Origin of the sequence: Leptospira bouyouniensis (assembly GCF_004769525.1) — a bacterium.
GTDB lineage: Bacteria > Spirochaetota > Leptospiria > Leptospirales > Leptospiraceae > Leptospira_A > Leptospira_A bouyouniensis.
Genome location: NZ_RQFT01000003.1, coordinates 828,703 through 852,330 on the forward strand (window position 1 = coordinate 828,703; position 23,628 = coordinate 852,330).

25 protein-coding genes are annotated in these 23,628 nt (G+C 37.0%); 13 read left to right on the forward strand and 12 right to left on the reverse strand.

Annotation, left to right across the window (positions count from 1 at the left end):
- Positions 1 to 5: 5 nt before the first annotated feature.
- Positions 6 to 1,106 (forward strand): AraC family transcriptional regulator, encoded by a 1,101-nt coding sequence (locus tag EHQ43_RS05535; protein ID WP_135770323.1) that lies wholly within the window; start codon positions 6 to 8, stop codon positions 1,104 to 1,106.
- A 76-nt stretch (positions 1,107 to 1,182) separates the two neighbouring features.
- Positions 1,183 to 3,078 (forward strand): AMP-dependent synthetase/ligase, encoded by a 1,896-nt coding sequence (locus tag EHQ43_RS05540; protein ID WP_135739742.1) that lies wholly within the window; start codon positions 1,183 to 1,185, stop codon positions 3,076 to 3,078.
- Between the two features lie 40 nt (positions 3,079 to 3,118).
- On the opposite strand, the gene EHQ43_RS05545 is transcribed toward EHQ43_RS05540, so the two are convergent.
- A complete protein-coding gene (locus EHQ43_RS05545) occupies positions 3,119 to 4,033 on the reverse strand; it encodes a M23 family metallopeptidase (protein WP_135739741.1) in 915 nt (304 codons plus the stop codon).
- 45 nt (positions 4,034 to 4,078) lie between these two features.
- On the opposite strand from EHQ43_RS05545, the gene EHQ43_RS05550 reads away from it, so the two are divergent.
- The 4 genes from EHQ43_RS05550 to EHQ43_RS05565 are packed head-to-tail and all read left to right on the forward strand — an operon-like array spanning position 4,079 to position 8,311.
- A complete protein-coding gene (locus tag EHQ43_RS05550) occupies positions 4,079 to 4,996 on the forward strand; it encodes a sigma-70 family RNA polymerase sigma factor (RefSeq protein ID WP_135739740.1) in 918 nt (305 codons plus the stop codon).
- 36 nt (positions 4,997 to 5,032) lie between these two features.
- A complete protein-coding gene (locus EHQ43_RS05555; protein WP_135770324.1) occupies positions 5,033 to 5,743 on the forward strand; it encodes a hypothetical protein in 711 nt (236 codons plus the stop codon).
- A gap of 13 nt (positions 5,744 to 5,756) precedes the next feature.
- Positions 5,757 to 7,574 carry a CHAT domain-containing protein gene (locus tag EHQ43_RS05560; RefSeq protein ID WP_135770325.1) on the forward strand — a complete coding sequence of 606 codons (1,818 nt, stop codon included), beginning with the start codon at positions 5,757 to 5,759 and terminating at the stop codon, positions 7,572 to 7,574.
- On the forward strand, positions 7,571 to 8,311 hold the full coding sequence (locus EHQ43_RS05565) for a hypothetical protein (protein WP_135770326.1): 741 nt from the start codon (positions 7,571 to 7,573) through the stop codon (positions 8,309 to 8,311). Before EHQ43_RS05560 ends, EHQ43_RS05565 begins: the two co-directional genes overlap by 4 nt.
- A 6-nt stretch (positions 8,312 to 8,317) precedes the next feature.
- Here the strand turns inward: EHQ43_RS05565 and EHQ43_RS05570 are convergent, their stop codons facing one another.
- Positions 8,318 to 8,584 carry a sigma-54 down-regulated protein gene (locus tag EHQ43_RS05570; protein WP_135576483.1) on the reverse strand — a complete coding sequence of 89 codons (267 nt, stop codon included), beginning with the start codon at positions 8,582 to 8,584 and terminating at the stop codon, positions 8,318 to 8,320.
- A gap of 122 nt (positions 8,585 to 8,706) precedes the next feature.
- On the opposite strand from EHQ43_RS05570, the gene mtnA reads away from it, so the two are divergent.
- Both mtnA and msrA read left to right on the forward strand, forming a co-directional pair.
- The gene (mtnA, locus tag EHQ43_RS05575; protein WP_135770327.1) at positions 8,707 to 9,780 is read left to right on the forward strand and encodes an S-methyl-5-thioribose-1-phosphate isomerase; all 1,074 of its coding nucleotides are present in this window, start codon (positions 8,707 to 8,709) and stop codon (positions 9,778 to 9,780) included.
- Positions 9,777 to 10,289, forward strand: a complete 513-nt coding sequence (gene msrA, locus EHQ43_RS05580; RefSeq protein WP_135739735.1) for a peptide-methionine (S)-S-oxide reductase MsrA — start codon at positions 9,777 to 9,779, stop codon at positions 10,287 to 10,289. Before mtnA ends, msrA begins: the two co-directional genes overlap by 4 nt.
- Before the next feature lie 30 nt (positions 10,290 to 10,319).
- Here the strand turns inward: msrA and EHQ43_RS05585 are convergent, their stop codons facing one another.
- The 4 genes from EHQ43_RS05585 to EHQ43_RS05600 are packed head-to-tail and all read right to left on the reverse strand — an operon-like array spanning position 10,320 to position 14,580.
- Positions 10,320 to 11,801: a FapA family protein gene (locus EHQ43_RS05585; RefSeq protein WP_135740444.1), complete on the reverse strand. Its 1,482-nt coding sequence runs from the start codon at positions 11,799 to 11,801 to the stop codon at positions 10,320 to 10,322.
- A gap of 52 nt (positions 11,802 to 11,853) precedes the next feature.
- Positions 11,854 to 12,891 (reverse strand): alpha/beta hydrolase family protein, encoded by a 1,038-nt coding sequence (locus tag EHQ43_RS05590; protein ID WP_135770328.1) that lies wholly within the window; start codon positions 12,889 to 12,891, stop codon positions 11,854 to 11,856.
- 6 nt (positions 12,892 to 12,897) lie between these two features.
- Entirely contained in the window at positions 12,898 to 13,413 is a 516-nt protein-coding gene (locus EHQ43_RS05595; RefSeq protein WP_135739733.1) for a chemotaxis protein CheX, read from the reverse strand.
- Entirely contained in the window at positions 13,414 to 14,580 is a 1,167-nt protein-coding gene (locus EHQ43_RS05600) for a hypothetical protein (protein WP_135753272.1), read from the reverse strand.
- A 77-nt stretch (positions 14,581 to 14,657) separates the two neighbouring features.
- Between EHQ43_RS05600 and EHQ43_RS05605 the strand changes: the two genes are divergently transcribed.
- The 3 genes from EHQ43_RS05605 to EHQ43_RS05615 all read left to right on the forward strand — a co-directional run bounded on the left by EHQ43_RS05605 (position 14,658) and on the right by EHQ43_RS05615 (position 17,684).
- A complete protein-coding gene (locus EHQ43_RS05605) occupies positions 14,658 to 15,398 on the forward strand; it encodes a class I SAM-dependent DNA methyltransferase (RefSeq protein WP_135739731.1) in 741 nt (246 codons plus the stop codon).
- 42 nt (positions 15,399 to 15,440) lie between these two features.
- Positions 15,441 to 16,868 carry a dihydrolipoyl dehydrogenase gene (gene lpdA, locus EHQ43_RS05610; protein ID WP_135753270.1) on the forward strand — a complete coding sequence of 476 codons (1,428 nt, stop codon included), beginning with the start codon at positions 15,441 to 15,443 and terminating at the stop codon, positions 16,866 to 16,868.
- A gap of 108 nt (positions 16,869 to 16,976) precedes the next feature.
- The gene (locus EHQ43_RS05615; protein ID WP_135770329.1) at positions 16,977 to 17,684 is read left to right on the forward strand and encodes a YqjF family protein; all 708 of its coding nucleotides are present in this window, start codon (positions 16,977 to 16,979) and stop codon (positions 17,682 to 17,684) included.
- A gap of 24 nt (positions 17,685 to 17,708) precedes the next feature.
- Here the strand turns inward: EHQ43_RS05615 and EHQ43_RS05620 are convergent, their stop codons facing one another.
- The 6 genes from EHQ43_RS05620 to EHQ43_RS05645 form a co-directional block, all read right to left on the reverse strand.
- Complete coding sequence (locus EHQ43_RS05620) at positions 17,709 to 18,095, reverse strand: PIN domain-containing protein (RefSeq protein ID WP_135753268.1); 387 nt, start codon at positions 18,093 to 18,095, stop codon at positions 17,709 to 17,711.
- Positions 18,092 to 18,283, reverse strand: a complete 192-nt coding sequence (locus EHQ43_RS05625; RefSeq protein WP_135645518.1) for a type II toxin-antitoxin system VapB family antitoxin — start codon at positions 18,281 to 18,283, stop codon at positions 18,092 to 18,094. Before EHQ43_RS05625 ends, EHQ43_RS05620 begins: the two co-directional genes overlap by 4 nt.
- A gap of 168 nt (positions 18,284 to 18,451) precedes the next feature.
- Positions 18,452 to 19,093, reverse strand: a complete 642-nt coding sequence (len, locus tag EHQ43_RS05630) for a Len family endostatin-like outer membrane lipoprotein (RefSeq protein ID WP_135753267.1) — start codon at positions 19,091 to 19,093, stop codon at positions 18,452 to 18,454.
- A 297-nt stretch (positions 19,094 to 19,390) separates the two neighbouring features.
- Positions 19,391 to 19,819 (reverse strand): PIN domain-containing protein, encoded by a 429-nt coding sequence (locus EHQ43_RS05635; protein ID WP_135739727.1) that lies wholly within the window; start codon positions 19,817 to 19,819, stop codon positions 19,391 to 19,393.
- Between the two features lies 1 nt (position 19,820).
- Entirely contained in the window at positions 19,821 to 20,120 is a 300-nt protein-coding gene (locus EHQ43_RS05640) for a type II toxin-antitoxin system Phd/YefM family antitoxin (RefSeq protein WP_135739726.1), read from the reverse strand.
- 356 nt (positions 20,121 to 20,476) lie between these two features.
- Positions 20,477 to 21,316 carry an alpha/beta fold hydrolase gene (locus EHQ43_RS05645; RefSeq protein WP_135770330.1) on the reverse strand — a complete coding sequence of 280 codons (840 nt, stop codon included), beginning with the start codon at positions 21,314 to 21,316 and terminating at the stop codon, positions 20,477 to 20,479.
- A 48-nt stretch (positions 21,317 to 21,364) separates the two neighbouring features.
- Here EHQ43_RS05645 and EHQ43_RS05650 point away from each other — a divergent pair, with 48 nt between their 5' ends.
- Together EHQ43_RS05650 and EHQ43_RS05655 are read left to right on the forward strand one after the other, a co-directional pair.
- A complete protein-coding gene (locus EHQ43_RS05650; RefSeq protein ID WP_135739724.1) occupies positions 21,365 to 21,754 on the forward strand; it encodes a DMT family transporter in 390 nt (129 codons plus the stop codon).
- Complete coding sequence (locus EHQ43_RS05655; RefSeq protein ID WP_135770331.1) at positions 21,751 to 23,613, forward strand: sulfatase; 1,863 nt, start codon at positions 21,751 to 21,753, stop codon at positions 23,611 to 23,613. The genes EHQ43_RS05650 and EHQ43_RS05655 overlap by 4 nt, the downstream gene beginning before the upstream one ends.
- Positions 23,614 to 23,628: the final 15 nt, after the last annotated feature.

The window sequence follows — 23,628 nt, forward strand, 5'->3', positions numbered from 1 at the left end:
ATTCTGTGGAAACAGAATCGATATCACTAAATGTATTATTTGAGTTTTTATGGATGGGCTCTGGAGCAATTTTTTGCATCATTTGGTCTTTATCTAATTTAGTCAACAATCACAAAAAATCAGACCTAATTTGGTCATTCATTTTATTTTCTACAGGCTTATGGCTGTTAACTGGTGCATTTATGTTTACCGGATTTTATTTATTTTTACCTTCAGTAGTATTTATTCATATTCCTTTCATATTTTTGTCTGCTTCGTTTTTATATTATTATCTAGAATATTTATTTTTAGAAAAAGAGATTCGATTCCATTGGATAGGGTTTCTCCCGTCCTTACTTGCAATCGGATTATTATTTCCATATTATTTAGAATCAGAGGAAGGAAAGATTCAAATCTTAAACACAATTCAAGTTTCAGAATATGGATCTATCTTAAGCGGACTTAATTTAGGGATCAAACTCTCTATCCTTTTGTCAGTGGGTATTTTTCTCATACGAGAATGGATTCCCAATGTGATGTTATCCATTTTTTTTACCAAAAAAGCAATATATTCCCTCGTTTTTATCCTTTTGGTTTGGATTGATTTATTTATTGGTAGTATTGGGTTTAGTTTACAAATTCCATTCTTTCGAAAGTTAAGTGCTTACCTATTACCAATTCTTATGTACTTTTATTACTTCACCCGTGAGTTGTGGGAACCTTTTGTATCTGATGTTAGAGATAATATACAAAAAAACAAATATGAAAAATCCAAGTTGGTTTCCGTCCCGCTAGAGACAATCGATCAGAAATTGTATGAATTGATGATAGAAAAAGTTTATTGTGACGAAGACTTAAATTTGTCCAAACTTGCGGATATGGTTGGAGTAAAGTCAGGACAATTATCTGAATACTTTCACAAGCGATATGGTTTTGGATTTTATCACTATATTAACCAATACAGAATTGAAGAAGCAAAACGTTATTTATTGGAACCAACAGAACGAACCATTCTTTCCATAGCAGATGCAGTGGGCTTCAATTCAAAATCCACATTCAATCGTGTGTTTTTAGAAAAGGTGGGAATCACTCCTACTGATTTTCGCAAACAATCAAAATTATCTTAACGCGAAGTCTCAAAGAATTCTAGGGGACGACAAAAGAATTTCTATCGGTTACCCTTTGTCCTAAAGAGGAACTTAAATGCGAACCATGATAGATTTTTATTTAGATCTCCCCAAAAAATTTGGGCACAAAAATGCATTTGCAACACGAGTGGGGTCTGGTGTTTACCAATTCAAAACTTATGAAGAATTGTTAACAGATGCAAAAAATTTGGCATATGGACTTTCTGAATTTTTATCAGAAAGAGATAAAGTTGCCATCTTTGCCGACAATTCTTACAATTGGATCCAAACGAGTATAGCCACAACTTTACTTGGTGCAGTGGATGTACCACGTGCATCTGATGTTACTGACCAAGACATTTTATATATTCTCAATCATTCCGAATCGAAAGTATTGTTTGTAGAAAATGATTCTGTTTTTGAAAAAGTCATTCGATTGGAAAAAGATTTGGAATATCTTAAAGAAATCATTTTGTTTGAACCACCCAAATCAAGTAAAGTACTCAAAGCCAAAAAAGTCAGAATTTTTACCTTTCAAGAGTTAATCACGAAAGGGATACAAAAATCAAAAGAAGATCCAACCGATTTTTTATTCGAAAACAATACCATCAAGGAATCTGATTTATTCACAATGATTTATACTTCCGGTACAACTGGCACACCCAAAGGTGTTATGCTTACTCACGGAAACATTTTATTCCAATTGAATCACCTCCCATTGAGTTTGAAAAAAGGAGATAAAACTTTATCGATTTTGCCGATTTGGCATATCTTTGAACGAATTTTTGAAATTTTTAGTTTGTCCTATGGAGCATGTACATATTACAGCAGTGTCCGTACACTCAAAGAAGATCTAAAGTTTGTTAGACCCAACTTTATGGCATCAGCTCCTAGGTTATGGGAAAGTATTTACTCAGGTATATTAGGTACACTGAATAAATCAAGTAAGGTGAAACAGAAGATGTTTCAAATCTCAATGTTTTTTGCCGATAAATTTTTCAATTCCAGACAAATCATTACAGGGAATGTATTGGATATCCATCCCATTATGTTATGGAAACAAATGATTCGGTATTTATACCATTTGGTTCGATTCTTTATCGTTTGTATTCCCTATCTAATTTTAGATTTTTTAGTATTGTCAAAAATTAGAAAAGCAACTGGTGGGGAGTTACGAGGTTCTGTTTCGGGTGGAGGTGCCCTTCCGTTTCATGTCGATGAATTTTTTAACATGATTGGCATACCTGTACTCGAAGGGTATGGGATGACAGAAACTGCGCCAGTTCTAGCAATGCGAACTTTTGAAGAAATCATCCCAGGATCCGTTGGAAGGATATTTCCGAATACACAACTTCGACTTGTTGATTTACATACTGGAGAAGTGTTTCTAGATACCGAACTAGGTAAGTTTGTTTATGGAAGGAAAGGGGAGATCCATGTAAAAGGAAAACAAGTAATGGCTGGTTATTATAAAAATCCTGATGCAACTAACAAAGTGTTGGTGAATGGATGGTTGAATACTGGTGATTTAGGTATTTATACTTCCAATCACCATTTAAGAATTGTTGGTCGATCCAAAGAAACCATTGTTCTCCTTGGTGGAGAAAACGTGGAACCTGTTCCAATCGAATCAAAAATTTTAGAATCGGAATGGATTGACCAATGTATGGTGGTTGGTCAAGACCAAAAGTATCTTAGTGCACTTGTGTATCCCAACTTAAATCGTTTTGAAGGAATTTCCCAAACTGATTTTTACAAACAAAAAGAAGTGATTCAAAAAATGGAATCGGAAATCAAATCAAAGATTAATGCACAAACTGGATTCAAATCATTCGAACGAGTAGTAGGTGTGATTGTGATTCCAAAAGCGTTTGAAGTAGGAGATGAACTCACGGCAAAGTTGTCGCTCAAGCGACATGTGATCACTGACAAATACAAAAATGAAATCAAATCACTTTATGAGAATCAATAGTATCCTTTCGTGGTAAATTTACTTTGGATTGGTAGTGGAATTAATTTCCACCACTAATCCTTGTAATGTTGATACTAAAGTTTCTTTCTGACTCATGCCCGGAAAAATCTTTGGTTTGCACTTTAATCGTATTTTCTCCGGCTTTTAGATTTAGAACTCCTACAAGATAACGGTCTTTGAAAAATAAGTCATCAAAACTATGCCCGTCCTTAGTTTTCCATTTAGAACCATCAAATTGTAAAGACTCAAAATTAGCTTTTTTATAAACCTCGCCATTGAAGAAATATTTTACGTCTCTAATCCCTCTCCGTTGGCTATTTTTGATTCCACCATCTAAGATACTCACAGTCAATGGAAAGGCTTTGGAAACATTGATATTATCACCATCATTCAGGTTAGTATAGTTTTCTCCCACATGGATGAATAAATTGGCGATTTGTGGAGGCATTGTATCCTCAACCGGTGGCAAATTGGAAAGAGGATCAAGTAAGGTTTTCCCATAATCTTTTCCAAGTACAAAATGTAAGTGTCCACCTGTAGAATGCCCAGTATTTCCAGAAATTCCAATGGCATCACCTGCTTTCACGGGTTTATGATTTTTGACTAGTTCATTTCTTGTACCACCTAAGTGGTAATATCCGCTCACATAACCATTTTTATGTGCAACCCATACAATATTCCCGGAACCCCTTTCTTCTTCAAACGGGTTATCTTCCGCATAACGAGAGTATAAAATGAAACCGTCGCCCATGGATCTGACGGGTTGCAAAACAGAAGATATATCTAATCCATTGTGGAAATGGTCTTTTCTGGATTCGCCGAAGGTACTCGTGATTAGGGAGGAAAGTTCCAATCCTTGGATCGGCCAAACAAATTCAAGTTTCCCTTCGGACTTCTGTCCTTCCGCTAAAATAAAACTTGCCAGAAGAGTCAAAATCACAACAATACGTTTCATGTTATTAGAAGTCTCTTTGTGGGTTCTTTTTTAGGAAAGTAGTTTATGAATCAGACTTCTTATTCAACTGAAGAAATTTTAGAACTTGTCAAAGAATGTGGGACAGGAAGCCAAAAAGCGCTACAACAGTTTTTTGACCACTACTCTCAAGATATTTATAATTTCCCCATTCGTGTCTTCCATCTAACGGAAGATGATGCTTCTGATTATTATATTTACGCCTTTGAACGTTTAAAATCTGGCAAACGTTTCAAAAGTTTCGTTGGAAAATCCAGTTTTAAAACATGGTTTTTTTCCGTATTACGGAATCTACTCATCGATTGGCAACGGACCAAACGAGAAGTCAAAACCCAGACTATTTCCAAGGTCAACCAGGAAGGTAAAGAATACAGCACCATTGAAGACGAACCTGACAAACGAGCCGATGCTTTGGCTATTGCCCTTGATGTCACTGACCAATTCCAATCCGTACTTTCCACAATCAAATTGGAAAACAGGATTGTTTTTAAATTGTCCTTTGTGTATTACCTGCATCTCGATCCCGAAGAATTACAGTACATAGCAGCCAAAACAAATCGCCCAGAAATTGAAATTCGCGATGAAATTTTAAAACTTAGGGAGGAATTATCCAACAGAGAAGAGGAAAATCTCAAAATGGAGGACAAAATCACTTCCTTGTATTTGAATATTCTCGATTTGAAGGAACAAAAAAAACAAAAAGCGCAAGGGGATTCGGTAGAAGCACAATATTATAAAGAACGATTGGACCATGCACTTGCGAAGAAGTACGAACAACGAAAAAAACTCATCGAGAAAAAACAAAAAGGCCACTTCCTCGTTCGCACCCCTTACCGTGAAATTGCCAGAATCTTAGGGATTTCCGAAGGTGGAGTGAGCGTAACCTTGCTCCGGGTACTCGAAAAAATACAAAAAAAAATGAATTCTGTAGCAGAAGAGTCGTGATTTCCTTCGTCATACAGTATACAGTGGAGGGGCCACATGGAAAATCAGGACTTTAACGCAGAATCATTAGAATTGGCTCGGGATTTATTCCTTAAGGGCGAATATCCTAGTGAGGCTGAGTTGCAAGATCACCCACAACTTTGGGAGGCCTATTTATATTGTGAAGAGACTTTCTTCCATCAATTACGCAAGGAGGCAATCAAAGACAATTCCCTTGCGGAAAGATTTGCCCTCCAAAAGGCAGAATCCACACTCCACCGTGCCCAATTGCCCTTCCCAGGTTTCTTAAAAGAATACACAAAGAATAACCTCAATTCACCAGAAAAGAAAGACAGTCTCATTGTCCGCCTAACCCAGTCGGGGATACGGGTAATCGACAGCCTCATCGAATCTTTCCAAATCCATGAGAGTTTGGAGCTTGCTCCATCACTTCGGTCTGCTTCTGCTGAAGTTCGTTCGGATGACACGAGTTCTGTTATCTTCGAAGAGACGACAAAAGAAAACCAAAAGTTCTATTACCAAATTGTGAAGGAAAACGAAGGTGAAGTTTACCTTTCCGTAAAGGCTGAAGGAATTCACGGGTTCCAGCAGGTGAATTTACGAAGGGATGGAAGGTTCATTCTCTCTAACAAAATCAATTTGGACGGCAGTGCTAGTTTTTCAGGGTTAACCCCAGGCAGTTATACCATCGAGTTTGTAGGACCCAACCATTCAAAATCGTTTGACTTGTCTATTCTCCTAGGATAGCATTCATGAGAGAATGCTTTCTCTCATCATTGATCGTGTAGGCAATGTAAATATCTTCAATGTTTTGGAAGATAATTTACCTGTAGAAGAATCGCATATCCAATCTACGTTAGATGATGATTTAATTTTGGAATACTTGGGAGAGGTAGAACGACTTGTCCATGTATCACAATCCGTTTTATCAAAACCAAACCAGATTTTAAATGCAGATATATTACAAGACTTAAAGGTGTTAGGTGAGACCTTTTATCAACAGTTTTTCCCTACTTCCATCATTGAAAAATTAAAAAATACAAACAAACATAGCATCCATTTTAATATTGATCCCACACTTGCCCTTGTACCTTGGGAACTCTTACATGACGGAACTAGATTCCTTTCGGATAAATTTCGTGTAGGAAAAACGATCCGAGGTGGATTACATAGATCCACACACCATGAAAACCGAAAGATCAAAATGCTTATCATCGCTGATCCAACAGAAGACTTACCACATGCCCAAAAGGAAGGGGAGGTGTTGTTCTCTGTACTGAGTCAAAAAGTACCAAACCATCTTTTAGAATTAGAGTTTATCGGTGGCAAACAGGTCACAAAACTTAAGTTACTTTCACTTATCAAGGACAAACACATCATCCATTATTCCGGACACCTACATTTTTCAGATGACTCACTTGAAAATGGATGGTTATTGTCTGATGGAAAAGTTTTAAAAGCAAGAGAAATTAAATCTACAGGAATTGATACAGATTTAGTATTCTCTAACTCTTGTATGTCGGCAAAATCAGCAGGCAAAAAATTAAACACCAATATTCTAAATCAATACGCAGGTGCTTTTTTAACAGCTGGGATCAAAACGTTTGTTGGAACCAATTGGGAAATCTTAGACAATGAAAGGACAATAGATTTTACTGTACGATTTTATACTTATTTGTTTTCCGATAAATCAGTAGGTGAGTCCCTATTTCTTTCCAAGGAATTCGCACGAAGGAATTATCATGCCAACGATTTGACTTGGGCAAATTATTCATTATATGGAAATCCAGACTTTTCGATGTTTGTGAAAGATAGAAGGAATTTCCATTCAGCAAAGATTCTAAATCCAACTGCAGTCTTAGAATTTTATCCAACACCTATCTCGCTTGCGTATTCTAAATGTGCAAATTTAAACAAATCCAAAACAACTGATAAATCAAATCTTTTAAATTTGATTCGTTTGTTCGAAGCAATCAGTCAAGTAGTCGGAATGATTATTTTTAGTGATCATACTTCCCATGCAATGAACAAATCTATCCCAAATAATTTAGATGATGCGGTCACACTTAGAAAGTGGTGGGAGCTTGTTTATAGTTGTGTTTGGGATTTTCAAAAGTTAAAAATCACAAGTATATTTGATACTGCTCTTCCTGTTTTACATGAACAAAAAGAAACAATTTTTAAAATACTTGGATGGATGGAGGTTTGGGAACAAGCGGACATCAATTCCGAAGAGTTGGAGTCCTACCAAATCATTCTTCAATTTTTCTTAGAAAATATGTTACTCGAATTTGCTGAATTGGAACGAATTAGCATTTTACTAGTATCTGAAAACAACAATCCACATTTTTATTTTAAAGGGATCAAACCTTCTTATCTATTCCCTGTTTCTCATGGTTCCAAAGAAAAGATACTAGATCAGTTGTCTCATCAAAAAGGAAATTTGGTTTTGTTACACGAAAGTCGTAAAATGGTAATCCCTTTCCAAACTTATTTCAAAGAAAAAAAAGAAACTGGTGATTTGGAACTTGTGTTCAATGGACTCATCCCATTTGTGTTAGGAGCTAAGCAGAGTTGAGTTTATGCCATCCGGAAAAAGGGAATGTTTCCTGTGGCGCTTGTTGTGGACTTTTCAATTTAAAACTCACAACCAAAGAATATACAAACTTACTCTTAGAGCGAACCAACGAATTTAAAAAAACTGTCGATTTTAGTATTCGGCATAGTTTTCCCATTTATCGAAAGGATAGAGAAACAAAAGAAGGTTCCATTCCAAAAAAAGATGAGATGACTTATAATTGTCCATTTTTGGGTTATGTTGATGAAACCAAACATAGAATAGGTTGTATGATCCATCCTATCTTTACAGGTGATCCTAAAAGCCAAAATTTTTCTTTTTACGGAACGTCAATTTGCCAAGCATATGATTGTAAAACAAAAGAAGGTGCCCTTGCCGATTTATGGGAGGATTTGTTTGTTGAAATTGCAAAAGATTCAATTGAATTTTCTTTTTTATCAGCAGATCACATTTTTACATATGCTGTGGAAAAGTTTTTTGCACATTCGTTACTCAATACAGAAACCATGTTCCATTTAAACAGATTGGAGCTTATGGAATTATTTCGGATACGCTTAGAAACTTCTGCTTCAAAAAATTTTACATCATTTGAAATCAATTATGATATTTTTTTAACTTTGGAATCGGTAGAAAGGTATTTGTCTTCAGAACTTGGTTCGGAATGGAATCAGTGGAAATTAGAGTGGGAAAAGAAAAACCCGAATAGAGGTGAAGTATCCGGGTCTTTTGATAAGTGATTTGGATTATGCTTTTGATGTAACAGTTGCTACTTTTGCTTTTGCATCTGCTACGACAGTGTTTGCTTTTCCAATGATGGTTTCTACTTGAGAAAGTCCTTCTTGAACGTATTTTCTAAGGTTAACAGAAACTTCACTTTGGTCTTGAGCACCTTTCGCTGCTAAGTTTTGGAATTCTGCATTGATTGTAGAGAAAGCCTTTTCAGCCTCTACTTTTGCAGTATTCACTGCGCCTAAGATAAAGTTTAATCCGTCTTTTACTTGTTGTTCCATTTTCATTTCTCCTTTTTTCGGTTTTCTGTTGTGCAATGCACTATTCTTTTTTGTGCGATGCACATCAATCCGTCAACCTGTTTTTTCATTTTTTTCCCGCACCGCACAAAAAAAATGGAAAGATGTCCCAACCGGAATTTTTACCCATTCAGTGGAAATCCACATTTCTCTCCCTTCTCGACCAAAGGGCCCTCCCTGGGAAAAAGGAATTTTTGCAAATCCATACAGTTGAAGATACAATTGATGCGATTCGTGATATGGCTGTTAGGGGAGCGCCCGCCATTGCCATTTCAGGAATCTTTGGACTCACATTGGGTGCGAAAAAAAAATCTGGGAACATAATTCCGGAAGAAATTGATTCACTGATCAATCAAGTGTTTGAATCAAGGCCAACGGCAGTGAACTTAAGCTTTGCACTCCAAGAAGCAAAAAAACGGGTAGGGGAGGAAACTGATTGGGAATCAATCGCCAAAATTTGGGAATCATTTGCGTTGGAGATGATGGTTGATGACCTGAAAGCGAATCAGGCATTAGGACAAAATGGAGCAGAATTATTCCCCAAAGACCAAAATCAAATTCATATCATCACTCATTGTAATACGGGTGCATTAGCGACCGCAGGTCATGGTACAGCCCTTGGAGTGATCCGAAGTCTCCGCGACCAAGGAAAAAAAGTTGTGGTGTATGCAGATGAGACGCGGCCTTTCCTTCAGGGCTCAAGGCTCACCGCATTTGAGATGTTAGAAGAAGGCATTGAATGTTATATCATCACTGATGGAATGTCTGGATGGTTAATGAACCATCGAAAAATCGATGCCGTTCTTGTTGGATGTGATCGAGTTGCTGCAAATGGCGATACTGCAAATAAAATTGGGACTTACAATCTTGCGATAGTCGCACATGAACACAATGTACCATTTTATGTTTGTGCGACAAAGGATAGTTTTGATTTGAATTTAAAAACGGGTGATGAAATCCCTATCGAAATGCGAAAAGAATCAGAAGTTACACAATTTGATTTTTTAAAAACTGCCGATGGAAAGTATTTATTGCCTGAAGGAAAAACCTCACCCATAGGTGCAAGGGCTCTTAATCCTTCTTTTGACATAACAAAAGCAAAATTTATCAAAAACTTTATCACAGAAATGGGATGTTTTGTACCTGGGGAGATTTTAGTTCGTCTAAAAAGTGTATGACGGAAAATGCGATTTTAGGTGGTGGCTGTTTTTGGTGTACGGAGGCAGTTTATCTACGAATTCCAGGAATTAGTTCTGTAGTCTCTGGTTACGCGGGAGGAACAACACCTAATCCAAGTTATAAAGAAATTTGTACAGGTACTACTGGTCATGCAGAAGTAATCAAAATTGAATACAACCCCGAGATTATATCTTTCTCAAAAATTCTCGAGATTTTTTGGGCATCCCACGATCCTACTACCCTCAACAAACAAGGGAATGATGTTGGGACACAATATAGGTCTGTGATTTTTTATTTAAACGAGAAACAAAAAGAATTAGCTGTCGATTCAAAACGCAAACATGCGTATTTATTTCCAGATCCTATTGTCACGGAAATCTCACCTGCTCCGACTTTTTATCCAGCAGAAGATTACCACCAAAATTATTTTACACTAAACCCACAGAACCCGTATTGCCACTACGTGATTTTTCCAAAATTAAAGAAATTGGGATTAAAGTTAAATTAAACTTTGGCTAACGATGAGTTAGCCAATTTGTTATTTGCCTTTGAAGGCAGTGAGCATTGCTTTATCTTGGTTTGGAAAAAAATTCATGACAAACGAAGATTGAGCTTTTGTGATTTTTTCCACTTGCCTACGGTATTTGATGACTGCGCCGGGATGGGCGGTGTTTCGTACGACAACCTTCACGTTGTCTTGGTTGTAACGAGCACCTTTGAGTTCTTCAATTTTCGATTTTAATAATTCGACAGTTTTGTTTTTTTTCTGATACGCATCAAAGATCTCTTTGAATTTTTCTTTTCGTGCATCATCTATTTTTCCACGTGAACGTTGCACAACTTCTTTAATTTTTTGGATTTCGGGGACAAGGGCTTCTAATTCTTTTTCCATTTCAGCAAGACGTGAACTTCCTTCTGTGAGGAGCCTATCGTTTTTGTAATGGAAACCAACTTCAACAACTGTATCCATTTGTGCAGATGAACCCAAAGAAGAGACCGTGATGCCTTGGTACGATATAAGATCACTTCCAATGATGGAGGAAGATTCTCCCGTTAAAATAATGTTCCCAAGGCAAAGGATACGACTTCCTAAAATGAAGTTTTCAATGATACAATCACCATCAATTTCAAGGTTTGCATTTTCTACGAATTTGGCACGAAGATCACCTTTGATTCGGATAACACCTTTTCCTTTTGCTTTGACTCCACCCTTCACTTCTAAGTCTTCGCCTACAACAACATCTGAAGACTCCACGTTTCCATCTAAATAAAGAGAACCTTGGCATTTGACGATGGCGCCTTCTTCGATTGTACCTTTTACGCGAATGGTCCCTTCGAAATTAATATTCCCAGTTCCAAGCCCGATGTTACTTTCGATATTAAGTTCTGGAGATACTGTGAGCGATGTGTCAGTTGAAAATACAACTCCACTGAGAGAGGCAAAGTATTCCTTTAGTTGCCTTCCAGGTTTTTCAGGGTCATCAATAGTTTTTGGTAATACATTTTTACCTAGGGTGAGTCTTGGTCTATCAATTGGATTGGGGTAAATCGGATTCCCTAAAACATCTGTACCTTGTTCGCCGGCCACTCCTTCAAATAAGGTAGCAAGTTTTTCACCCTCTTTGACATGTACATATTTATTAATGTTACGAAAATCAGCGGATCCATCCTCTTTTAAAACAACACGTTGTGCTCTAGGGAAATAAAATTTAACCCAACCACTTTCCCCTTGTTTGGCGGGGATTCCCTTACCTACTACGAATGTGAATTCTTCTTTTACTTTTGTTGGATCTTTTAATATTTTATCAATTTCTTGAGCCGCTTGGTCCACATCTTTCATCAAAATGCGATCACGGTGAATGGACATGTTGTCAAGGGCTTCATAAATGAGTATATTGCTCATCGAACCTCCTAACAACCAAATCGGTTTTGCTACCAAAGTTGCTGTTAAACGATCCTCGGAGATTTGGATCTTAAGTCCCCGTTCCGGATTGAAGTCCGGTGCATTTTTTACGTCCATTCTGACTATAGTATCGGCAGTTTTTTTAGGAGAAACGACAATTTCTGTAGCGTTATTGGTCAAGCCAGTGTAGAAAACTTCCAAAAGTTTGGAGTAGGGCTGGGACTCCGAAGATTTGGGAGTGGAGGGGGAGGCTGTCACCGTGGGTGAGGGCGGTGGACGTCCTATGGACAAAAGGGATTCCTTTGCCTTTTAAGAGTTTGGCTAGTTTTTCGGATTCTGTTGCTGAGATAACAGGGTCCGTTTTTCCATGGAGCAGGGATACCGGTCCTGCCAAAGTTTCCAATTGGTAATAGGGAGACAGTTTTTCCGGTAATTTTTCTGGAACCGTATCGAGAACTTTTTTTGCCAAGCCGATCCTGAAATTCCTGTCGGCCTCTACTTGGTGAAAAAACTCTTGTGCTTGTTTTGATGATCGATTTAAGGAATCAACAGATTTGGCATCATTTCCCATTCGTTTGAGACCATTGTCAAGTGCTGCTTCATAATAAACGATTTCTAGTTCTTCCGCAAGATTTGGTTCAAACCGATGGAGCATATTGTATAAAATCACAAACACTGCATAGGGATCCATTTCATAGTGAGAGAAAACAAATGGAACTGCATCGAAAAAATTACAGTATCCTCCGATGAGCATACTGGTTTTGATTTTGTTTCGTGTATTCGACCTTGATGCAGCAATAAGACCCATACCAGCAGAAAAACTTGCAGATAAATATCCTAAATTTTCTCCATCAAACAATTGTTTGTTTTCATATATTTCCAACATCAGGTTTTGAATATTAAAAATGGTTTGTTCTTCAATTTTTAAACCTTTGACTTCTGGTAACTCGGGTAAGATCACACTGTGACCAGTATTAGCTATATTTTCAGCTAAATCAATGATCCTAGGATCATCAATTCCCATTGCACTCATTCCATGTTGGATATAAACACCAGGCAAAGACTTTGGATCTTGATCCTTTGGATAAAAAAGAAAACTGCGACGACCTGTTTTAGAAAAGGTAAATTCTTTTCTAGTGAGGGATTGTTTCTGTTTTAGTCCGGCATAACTCAGAATGAGTGGGAGTGCTAAAACATAGGGTTTCATTCGACATTAGTTTTTGGGAGTAGGGAATTTTTCCAACAATAAAATGAGATACAACCTTCCCATATATTCATCCCCTCGCCGATCCTTTAAGTTAAAGATAAGGATGTATTGGCGGAAGTGTTCAAGAGAAATGGGAACAAGTTTATGATTTAAATTTTCGGGTGGTAAGATATCAATTTCGTAACGACCCAGACGCATCTCTGTAATCAATTTCCCTGAAATTTGATTGGCAAATTCCATCATGATAGATGATGAATGGGCTCTTGAGGTGGGATCAATCTGGAATGCTTTGGCTATTTTTGGAAGAAGTTTTAATTTGGTATATCCATCAAGTGCTAAATAAAGTTTTCCATTAATATCTCCCACAAATTCCACGAGGGTGCAATTTTCGAAACAAAGCCCCTCATTCTTGGAAGGTCCATAGGCTTCTCTTTCGGCAAAAACAAGTAAGGTTTTGTAAAAATGTTCCGGTAAAACCTGCGAAACCGTTAGGATAAATTTTTCATCGATCAGTGGATCCATTTAAGCTGCGTGGTAGAGAATACTCTCTTCCAGAGATGTATAGGCTCTTTTGATCCAACTATCAAATTTTAAATCTGGAATAGATTGATTGGAATAACCAAGTGCGACTTCTGAAGGATAACCCAACAAATCGAGCTCTTCTATGAATTGTTGGAAAAAGGATGAAAAGTTATCAAGTCGTTCATTTGGAATGAGAGCTGCATAAAGGTTATCTTCCAATTGGAATAAACCAAGTCCAATGACTGTTTGTTTGATGCCAAGATGGTGGAGACCAATGGCAAGTTCTGATTGAAAATTCGTATCGATGAACTTAAACAAAACAAGAGTTTTGTTTTCAGAAGCTTCGAATGACGATTTTGCGATTTGATAAAAGTGAGAGACAGTAAATAACTTCGTGAATGGGTGTTTTGTTACTTTTGCGTATTCTCTTTTTGCCAAAATTTTTTCTGACAAATTGGTTGATTCATCCCAAAAAACTTGAACTTCTTCCTCTAACCAACTTTCCTTGGTAGCAAAACACAAAAAACCGAACAAATTTGCATTGATTGTGAGCGGTACATATAACTTACGTTTGTTTTTTGATATCACAGGCAGTGATTCTCTAATTCGACTTTCTTCCCAATCATTCCATTCTACTGGGTTATCATCTGTTTCGACGAGCATCTCTGATTTTTGCCAAAAACATTCTTTGAAATCTTTTCCATCAAAATATACATATTGAATCGAAGAAAGTTTGGGGCTTGTAAAAGAAAAAGGGAATTCCTTCACCGTATCACAAAAAAGATTTCGTTCTTCCAGTCTTACAGATTCTCGAGCGAACAAAATCGGATCAATTTTCCAAATGATTTCTTTTGTTTGTGTTTCTTGTTCGTTGGCAATGGAAAGATCTGGTGCTGTTGTCTGATTGGTATCAAATAAGGCATCTGGTTCCGATTGAATTTGGTGTTCTTTCAATGGATCAACATCATTGTTTGTAATCGAATCTTCTTTTGAAAGATTTGGATTGGAAACATTTGGTAAGGATTGTAAATCCAAACTATATAAAAAAAGTGTGAGCAATAAAGATGAAACGGCGAGTAGGGTAAAACTTACCCAAGAAAAATAGAAGAGAAATTGTAAGGTCACACCAATCGTAAAAAAAATTGTAGGAATTGTATATCGTTTCATGGTAGCTTGGCCGTTACTTAATATAACGGGTAAAATGGGGATTCTCTGAAATGATTTTCCTATTCCGCTAGGAGCAAATGAAACTCTATTCCGAATTAGCAGAATACTATTTTACCATTGAAGAACCTGGACGTAAGTTTTCCGAAGAAATCCTCTTCCTCAGGGAAACATTTAAGCGACATAAAATACATACTGTCTTAGACATCGGTTGCGGAACCGGCGAACACATCAAAGAATTACAAGGAATGGGATTCAAACCACTTGGTGTGGATGGATCACCTCGAATGTTGGAAATTGCAAAAGTTCGATTCCCACATTGTTCATTCGAAGTTGGGAAAATGGAAAATTACATCGCTAAACAACCTGTAGATGCTGTAATTTGTTTGTATGGAACGTTTAATTATTTGGTGAATGACGATTTAGTACAAAATTTTCTTAGAAATTGTCAAAAAAACTTAAAACAAGCAGGTCTTCTTGTTTTGGAAATATGGAATGCAGATCCTATCCATAGAATCAAACGTAAACCCATTACTACCGTAAGCAATGTAAGACAAGGTACAACCTCCATTCGCAGGAACCGTGGATTTCGGTTAACAAGAGCAGATGACGTGGCCATTGTAGAAGTAAATTATGTTTATAATTTAAACCAAAAAGATTTAAAAGACAAACATACGATGAGAGTTTTTCATTTTCCTCAAGTGAGAAATTTCTTAGACGAAAACAAATTTGACATCTTACATGTTTATAGCAATTACGATGGTGAAAAATACATCAAAACTGGTGCAAGGATGCTCATCGTAGCCAAAAAGAGGTCTTGACTTTCTTTTTTTGTACGTTATCTCATTCTATCGGGAGAACGTATGTCCAATTCAAACCATTTCCAAGTGATCGTGATTGGAGGAGGGCCTGGTGGTTATGTCGCAGCCATTCGTGCAGCCCAACTCGGCTTACAAACATGTGTCGTAGAACGAGATAAATTAGGTGGAGTTTGTTTGAATTGGGGATGTATTCCCACCAAAGCTCTGTTAGAAAGCGCCCATGTTTTAGAGCATCTCAAAGAAGCTTCGAAATTTGGTATCTCTGCTGAAAATATCAAGGTGGATTTTGAAGCCGTGATCAAACGGTCACGTTCTGTAGCCGATCAAATGGCAAAGGGTGTGGAGTTTTTAATGAAAAAAAACAAGGTCACTGTGGTGAATGGTGATGCTAAATTTTTAAACTCCAAAACAATCGAAGTGAAATCAAATACTGGCGAAATTTCTTCGTTGTCTGCAGATTATTTTATTTTAGCAGTTGGAGCCAAAAACAAAGCTCTTCCTTTTTTACCTTTTGACGGCAAACGTGTGTTATCAGCAAGAGAGGCGATGATAGAGCCAAAAGCCATAACCAATTTAGCGATCATTGGTGCAGGTGCCATTGGTGTAGAATTTGCGGATTTTTATGCTAGTATGGGATCAAAAGTCACCATCATTGAATACCAAGACCACCTTCTTCCTAATGAAGACAAAGAAATCTCAGCAATTTTGGAACGAAGTTTTAAAAAACGAGGGATTGAGCAGTATTTGAGTTATGGTGTGGAAACAGCGTCTGTTTCAGACAAAGGTGTGGAACTTACGTTACTCGACAGAAATTCTGCCAAAAAAGAAAAATTAAACTTTGATAAAGTGATAGTTGGTGTTGGGATCTCACCCAATACAAGTTTGATTGGCCTAGATGAAATTGGAATTAAGTTAAAAAATGGATTTGTTGAATTTTCGGGTAACTACCGTTCTACTGTTGATCATATCTATGCTATAGGTGATTGTATTCCGACTCCTTCACTTGCTCATGTTGCAAGTGCCGAAGGGATTCGGGCAGCAGAAGACATTTCGGTTCGATTGGGAAATCCTCATCATATCCAAATCCATTCCCTTAATTATGCATATATTCCAGGTTGTACTTATTGCCATCCAGAAGTGGCAAGTGTGGGCCTTAGTGAAGACAAAGCAAAAGCGATGGGTCATGAAATCAAAGTGGGAAAATTTCCTTTTTCAGCTAGTGGTCGAGCACAAGCGCAAGGGGACACAACGGGTATGGTGAAAATCATTTCCGATGCCAAACATGGTGAAATTTTAGGAGCTCATATCATTGGCCCTGGTGCTACTGAACTGATCGCTGAGCTTACATTAGGTGCCAATATGGAAATTACAGTGAAGGAACTCGCAAATACCATACATGCACACCCTACGCTGGCAGAAGGGATTATGGAAAGTGCTGCAGCTGTTCTCGGTGAGGCAATCAATATTTAAGCGAGTGGTCCAAGTATGGGAATACAAAAGTTTCTGAGTTCTAATCGAACTTTGCCTATCAAGGTGTATTCTCATATAGATTCTAGCGATTGTTAGATTCATTATCTGATGAAAGAACCTATTGAGACTATCTTAGATACGATTGAACATCGTCCTTGGCCGATACCGAAGCATCCATGGTTTTGGTACCAAGAATGGAATGACGCTATTTTTTTACACTACCAAGTGGAACCAAGTAAACTTCGTTCCTTAGTTCCAATGCATTTGGAATTGGATCAAATTAACGGGGAACATTGGATTTCTGTCGTTGCCTTTACAATGGACAATGTGCATCCAAGGCACTGTTTCCCCTTCCATTTCCTTTCTACCTTCCACGAAGTGAATTTACGCACCTATGTGAAAAAAGACGGCAAAGTGGGTGTGTATTTTTTGAGTATCGAAGCAGAGAAATGGATCCCAACTCAATTTGCAAGGATGACATCAGGATTACCTTATCGGCATTCAAAAATCCAACGAGCAAAGAATTTGGTCCAGCTGGATGGGAAACGGTGTCGGATTGAAATGAATTTTCAAGTGATTCATCCAATCAAACATCCAAACCAAAAAGAACTTTGGCTGACAGAACGTTACTCATTGTATCGAGGGAAGGAGGTGAAGGAAAGTGCAATGGATGTGCACCACAAACCTTGGGAATTGTTTCAGGTGGAGATCCAGAAACTAAATATTGGTTATACGAAGTTTGTTGGTCTTACTGATTTTTTAAAGCCAGATCTAACTCATTATTCGCCTGGTGTGCAGGTGCTTGCTTGGTTGTAAGAGAGGAATTTGAGTAAAGTATAATTAATATAAATCAATTGGAATAAACTGACTCATCATTTTGAAATGTTTGTCCATAGTGAATAAGCAGGATTTGTTTTGAATCACATTTTGAAGTATAATTAAATCTGGAATTCCAACATGATTAATTCCATTTTTAAGATTGAGTATTTGAATTTCTCTCAATTGTTTCCAATCAATATTCATTTTGAAAGATTCTATGGTTTCTAATAGATGAATCAATTCAGACTTTTTTTTGATTTTTATGAACGGAATTAGCTCTGTCAAAATGATTTCGTTCGTATAAATATTTCCATTGTCTATGAGGCTATCTATTTCTTCTGAGATCTTTGAATTTGAATTTCGAAAGTATTCAATCCAAATCGATGAATCGATAAGAACAAAACTCATCTTTTTCTGAGTTGGTTTAAGTTGATTTCGAGATCAAGATTCCCTCTGAAATTTTTTAATTTTTTTAATTTTTCTTTTCGAATTAGCATTTTTAACCCTTCTTTGATCACATCTGTTTTTGTTTTTGAGTGGGTCAGTTTCATAGCCTCTGCAACCAATTCTTCAGGAATATCAATTGTAGTTCTCATTCTATGCATAAATTAGTTCCTTTCTATGCATAAGTCAATTTTTTTTTACGGATTCTGTCTCATTTTTTGAATCGTCTGGATCCATCAGGATTCAATCGTTTCCGTAAACAATCAAATCCTGATTCGGAGTGTTGAAATGTGAAAAGAGAGTTTGTTCGTTTACGTAACTTACTGTTCTACACAAACAATTTTCTTTGCAATATTACACGTGTCAGTTGTGGTTTCAACAAGTGTTGTTGTACTCGCACCCACAACTCCTGTGACTCCACTCACTCCCACATTGGAACTAGTCCAATTCGTACAATTCACATCATTGGCTAAGTTTCCACCGGTAATCGTCATTCCTGTCCAAAAGCGAGTGCCATTCGTACCGAGGGCAAAGTTCATTTGCATGGTGGTATTGGAATCTCTAAAGATTCTGTTGGAAGTGGTTGTTGCACCCGTAGTATTCAAAGTGTCAGTACTATTCGAATAGAAGGTATTGGCTTTGAATACCCAATCGGTATACGTCATTGTTCCAGTCGGATTTCCCAATGCCTCTCTCACACCGGGGATGGAAATCATTGCTTTATATGTTTTGCCACGAACTCGATCAGTGTCACCATTACATGATGCATCAGCACCGACAATCCCACCGCTTCCAATGAAACCACTTCGTGATGAACTAGTTAAATATATATGACACCTTGTGGAACAAGGAGCGGTAGCCGTTTGTGCGAGGAGGAGAGCGAGTAAGGTGGTGTCGTCGTTATTATCTTTCGAAGTTTTGCAAGCACCTAAGAGAGCACTAAAAAAAACAAGAAATACCAAGAAATACCGTTAGGTCTCATTTGTTTGCCGTGTTTCATAGGATCAAATTTGGAAGATGAATTTTACAGTGGCAAGAAGGAATTGAAGGTAATGGGAAGTGGCAAACGAAAAAATTTGGAAGTGGGGAGGGGGAGATTTACAAGCTTGGATGCAAGTGGGATTGATATCCACCTAATGTCTGTCCGAGGAAGGGGGTGAAAAATCCCCTGTGACTAAAAACATAGAAGTGTTACCAATCTGTCTCCTACAAAGTGACTTATTGTGCCGAAGCGATGCGGTAAGCCGAATTGAGTCACATTAGTTTACTTTAAAATTATTTTTCAAAGCAACTTCCTTTAATTTCTCATCCAAGGTGCAGAAAATCAAATCTTCAGATATCAACTTCTTCACATACATCGCTGTCGATAAATGGATCGCATCTAGTGATTTTAACTCAGAAATATTCTTTTGTTTTTTGAATTCATTTTTTATATCTGAATCAATATTTTTGAGGTTTATATTTGAAATTAATGTTTCAATGAAATTGTGAGTCTCCTGATACCAGGTATTCTCTAGATATTTTTTGTTTTGGTTAAAAGTATAATTTAAGCTTCGAAAGGCTTCGATTTCGATTAAAATGGAACTAAAGAGATGATTCGATTTATTTATTTTTTCTAAATTTTTTTCAAAACCATTTTCTGAATAAACGATATTGAGTAGAAAACTAGTATCAATGTAAAGTGCCAAACTATTCTCGATCCTCTAGATAAGCCTTCTTCCATGATTTTGAGATTGCATCTTTATGTTTTTCATTTAGACGCAATGATTTAGGAACATTGATAATGCTTCTTTCTTTTGCTGGTATCAGGGAATTGTTAGCAATCGATTCTTCTATGAAGGCCTGAGTTAAATTTTGAGATTTACTCAATTTTTTCAATTCTGCAATGGGAGTATTTCTATCCATTACGATAATCGTTTCGCCATTACGGACAAAATCCAAATAATTGCTTAGGTTGTTTTTTAAATCCTTGATACCCACTGATTTCATGTTTAAATAGTGGCCATTATAGCTACTTAGTCAATTCAAAATTTCTAACTTTTTATATCTTCTTTTCATTTTTAAACAATGTAATCTAAGGAATATTGACTTCTTGATCAAGGATTCTTTAAAATCAAAATCAAATACCGGATTTGATTGATCATGAATAGTATTTTGAGAATGCCACCTTACCTCTATTTGCTGAAATTCAATTTTCTATTGCGCCAGCGATTGCTGCGGAAATCCTTTCGCAACGCGAAAGATTGGAGCATAAAGCGCGGTCGCTTTTCGAATTGGAGTAACGTACACCAAACAAGTGCGAGGCGCCCTATCTCTTTCTTAAAATTGTCATTTCAATCTATGATTCAATTGATTTCTAAACTTTGTTTCATCCAGTTCCAAGTTTCTTCTGGTCGTTCGAAGGGAAAAAAATGTGTAAAACCAGGAAAGATGTTTACACTTGATTTGGGATGGACCTTCGCAAGTAAGTTGGCATACTTTGGACTGCAGACTTCGAATTTTTCAGGAATGGCAATGTGATTTTCAGTTTTGATACCGTAAAAATTTTTAAAAACATGGAAGTGGGCATGCCCAAAAATTTGTGCTTCGACTCTTGGGTCACAACAAAGTTTCACTTCGTTTTCATGACCTGTTTGAACAAAACAAGAGTTTAAATAATCTTCGAAGATTGAAGGTTCAAAGTTTGCAAAGGCAGGGAATTTACGAAAAGTCCGCCTAACAAGATCTATGGATTTGAAATGAGTTCTTCTTTTTTTTGCACCCTTTGCAAGTGGGTTCTCTAAAAATTTGGAGAGTAGGATGAGTTTCCAACCAAGGATCACAGGGTCCATCGCTAACACTTTCGCAAATCGTTCGGGTTCTTTTTTTGCGGCAAGAAGTGAGGATGCTCCTCCAAGGGAGTGTCCGATGATGGTTGTGTTTGTGATCGATTCATGGTCGAGTAGTGAAAGGATTTGGTCACGGAATACATTCCAATTCTTGAATTGCAAAGTGAATTCGGAACGACCATGACCTACAAAGTCTGGTGCGATGACTCGGAAGTGTTTTTTTAATCTTTCAAAATAATACTGATAACAACCGGCGCTATAACCATTAGCATGACAAAAGATGAGTGTGGGCCCACTTGTTTCTGAATCTAAATAAGCGGTTTCCCAATTTTTGTAGCGAAAGGATTTTGATTTCATTTTTCTATTTGACCCTTCCCGAATTCTATCGGATTTTGTCTCTATCCCATGCAATTCCAAGTCATCCTCTTCTTCTGTATAGCTGTATTCTTCAATGCATTGGCGAATATTTTAATCAAAACTTCTTCCATGCAGGACAAACAAGTTGTACCTGGAGAAGGGTTTTGGAAACTGGTATTTACTGTATTCAATCCTTATTTCATCGCAGGGCTTGCCAGTTTCGGCTTGGCATTGTTAGGTTATCGATATGTTTTAGGAAAGGGTCTAAAGCTATCACTTGCCTACCCAGTTTTCACTTCGAGTGGATTTATCATAGTCCTGATTGCCTCTTCTATATTTTTCAAAGAACGATTAAACTTTACCCAATGGCTTGGAATTTCCTTTATTTTAGTGGGTGTGTGGCTCACCGCCTTGCAAATGTTTGACGTTAACTCTTGAACCCAAGCCGTTTTTTTAGAACTCTATCTACATTAAATCGCTTTCAGTCTCTTTTTGTTTTTATCCTATTTGTATTCGTTTTCATTACTTTTTGCAAAAAAGAAAATTCTGTTTCGGAATCGAATTTGGAACAGGGAAAGTATGAACCAGAAACTAAGGGAAAGATAACAAAAAATCTTCCCCAATCAAAACCAAATGTCATATGGATTGTGATTGATAGCCTGAGGGGTGATATCATTGGAAATTATAATGTTACACCTAACTTAGATTTGTTTGCAAAAGAAGGAGTTACATTTAAATACCATTTAGTGAATGCTGCCTGGACGAGACCTTCCACTCTTGTTTTTTTTACGGGAAAATTTGCATCTGCAAATCCAGTTAATTTTTGGGATTATCCTACAACTAAATCGGAAGTGGAAGCCTTTTATCGATCAGAAAAAAAACCACTACCAAAACTTTTAAAAGGAGCTTTATATTCTACTTATATGGTGGGAAATAATCCATTTCTCACAGATAAGTTTGGTCTTGGTGTGGATGTTGGATTTGATTTTTTATATGATTTTTCCAATTATACTGAAGATACAAAAAAAATCACAAAAAAAACGTTGGAAGTTATCGATGAAATTTCTTCTCAAGAAAATCCTTTCTTTTTGTTTTTAAATTATAACGACCCACACAAACCGTATACCCCACCACCAGGATTCACAAGTCGCATACAAACAAAGGAAAACTTAGACGAACGAAAGTTAAACTATCTTGGTGAAGTAGCCTTTGTGGATGAAGAACTGGGAAAAGTTTTTGAAATCATAAAATCAAAAGGACTTTGGGACAACTCCCTCATCCTCATTACTGCAGATCATGGGGAAGTGATGCATACCTCACATGCAATTTCACCTTTCACCGGAACCAATACCTATTATGGACATGGTCAGGATTTGTTTTTAGAAAACATCCATGTGCCACTTCTAATCAAATTACCAAATTCCAAAATACAAAAAGCAGTACAATCTATGACTCGTTCTATTGATTTGTATCCGACTATCCTTGATTATATTGGAATTCCAATACCTAAATCCATTCATGGGTTGTCTCTACGACCAATTTTAGAAGGTTTAGAGACCACCAAACGAACATACTATGGAGAAACTCGCTTTACGCAAGGGTATGGTGAAGGGAATGAATTTTTATTACAAAGGTCTTACCGGTTTCATGAATTGGGAAAATTTTGGCAAGGGTCAGTCGGAAAGGAATTTTATTTGTATTTTGATACAAGGACCGATCCAAACCAAGAACATCCCATTCGGATCAACCAAATGGAATCTATCAGTGAACTGAAGTTAAATGCCACATTGGAAAAAAAAATCCAACGCTTTTGGAAACAAATACGTTCGATGGAACCAAAACTTCCATTATACCATCTTTGGATCAACCCAAGTCAAACAGAAACAGAAATTCAAATCACAATTCCGAATGGCATCATCCGCTTGGCGGCACTTCCATCGACCGTGGCGGTAGAAGAAAAAGGAAAATCAGTAAAACTCAAATCTAAGGAGAAAGTTCCCTTCCAGATTAGTTTTGAAGTATATCCTGATGTAAGTTTTCCTGAATTTAAAGTTTGGATGGGTACAAACCAACTAACAAAATCAGAGATCCTTGTTGGGTATTTTGGAGTGAATCTTTCTGCTTGCTCAAAAGACTGTGATTTGTTATACGAATCACAATCCTTTCGCCCTATCATAAACCCACATACAAAGGTACATTTTTGGAAGGAAGGTGGACAAAAAAAATCTTATGAAAACAAACAAGAATTGGGAACTGATGCACTTGATATCTTAAAAAAACAAGGGTACGTCCAATAATCAAACGATTAAAAG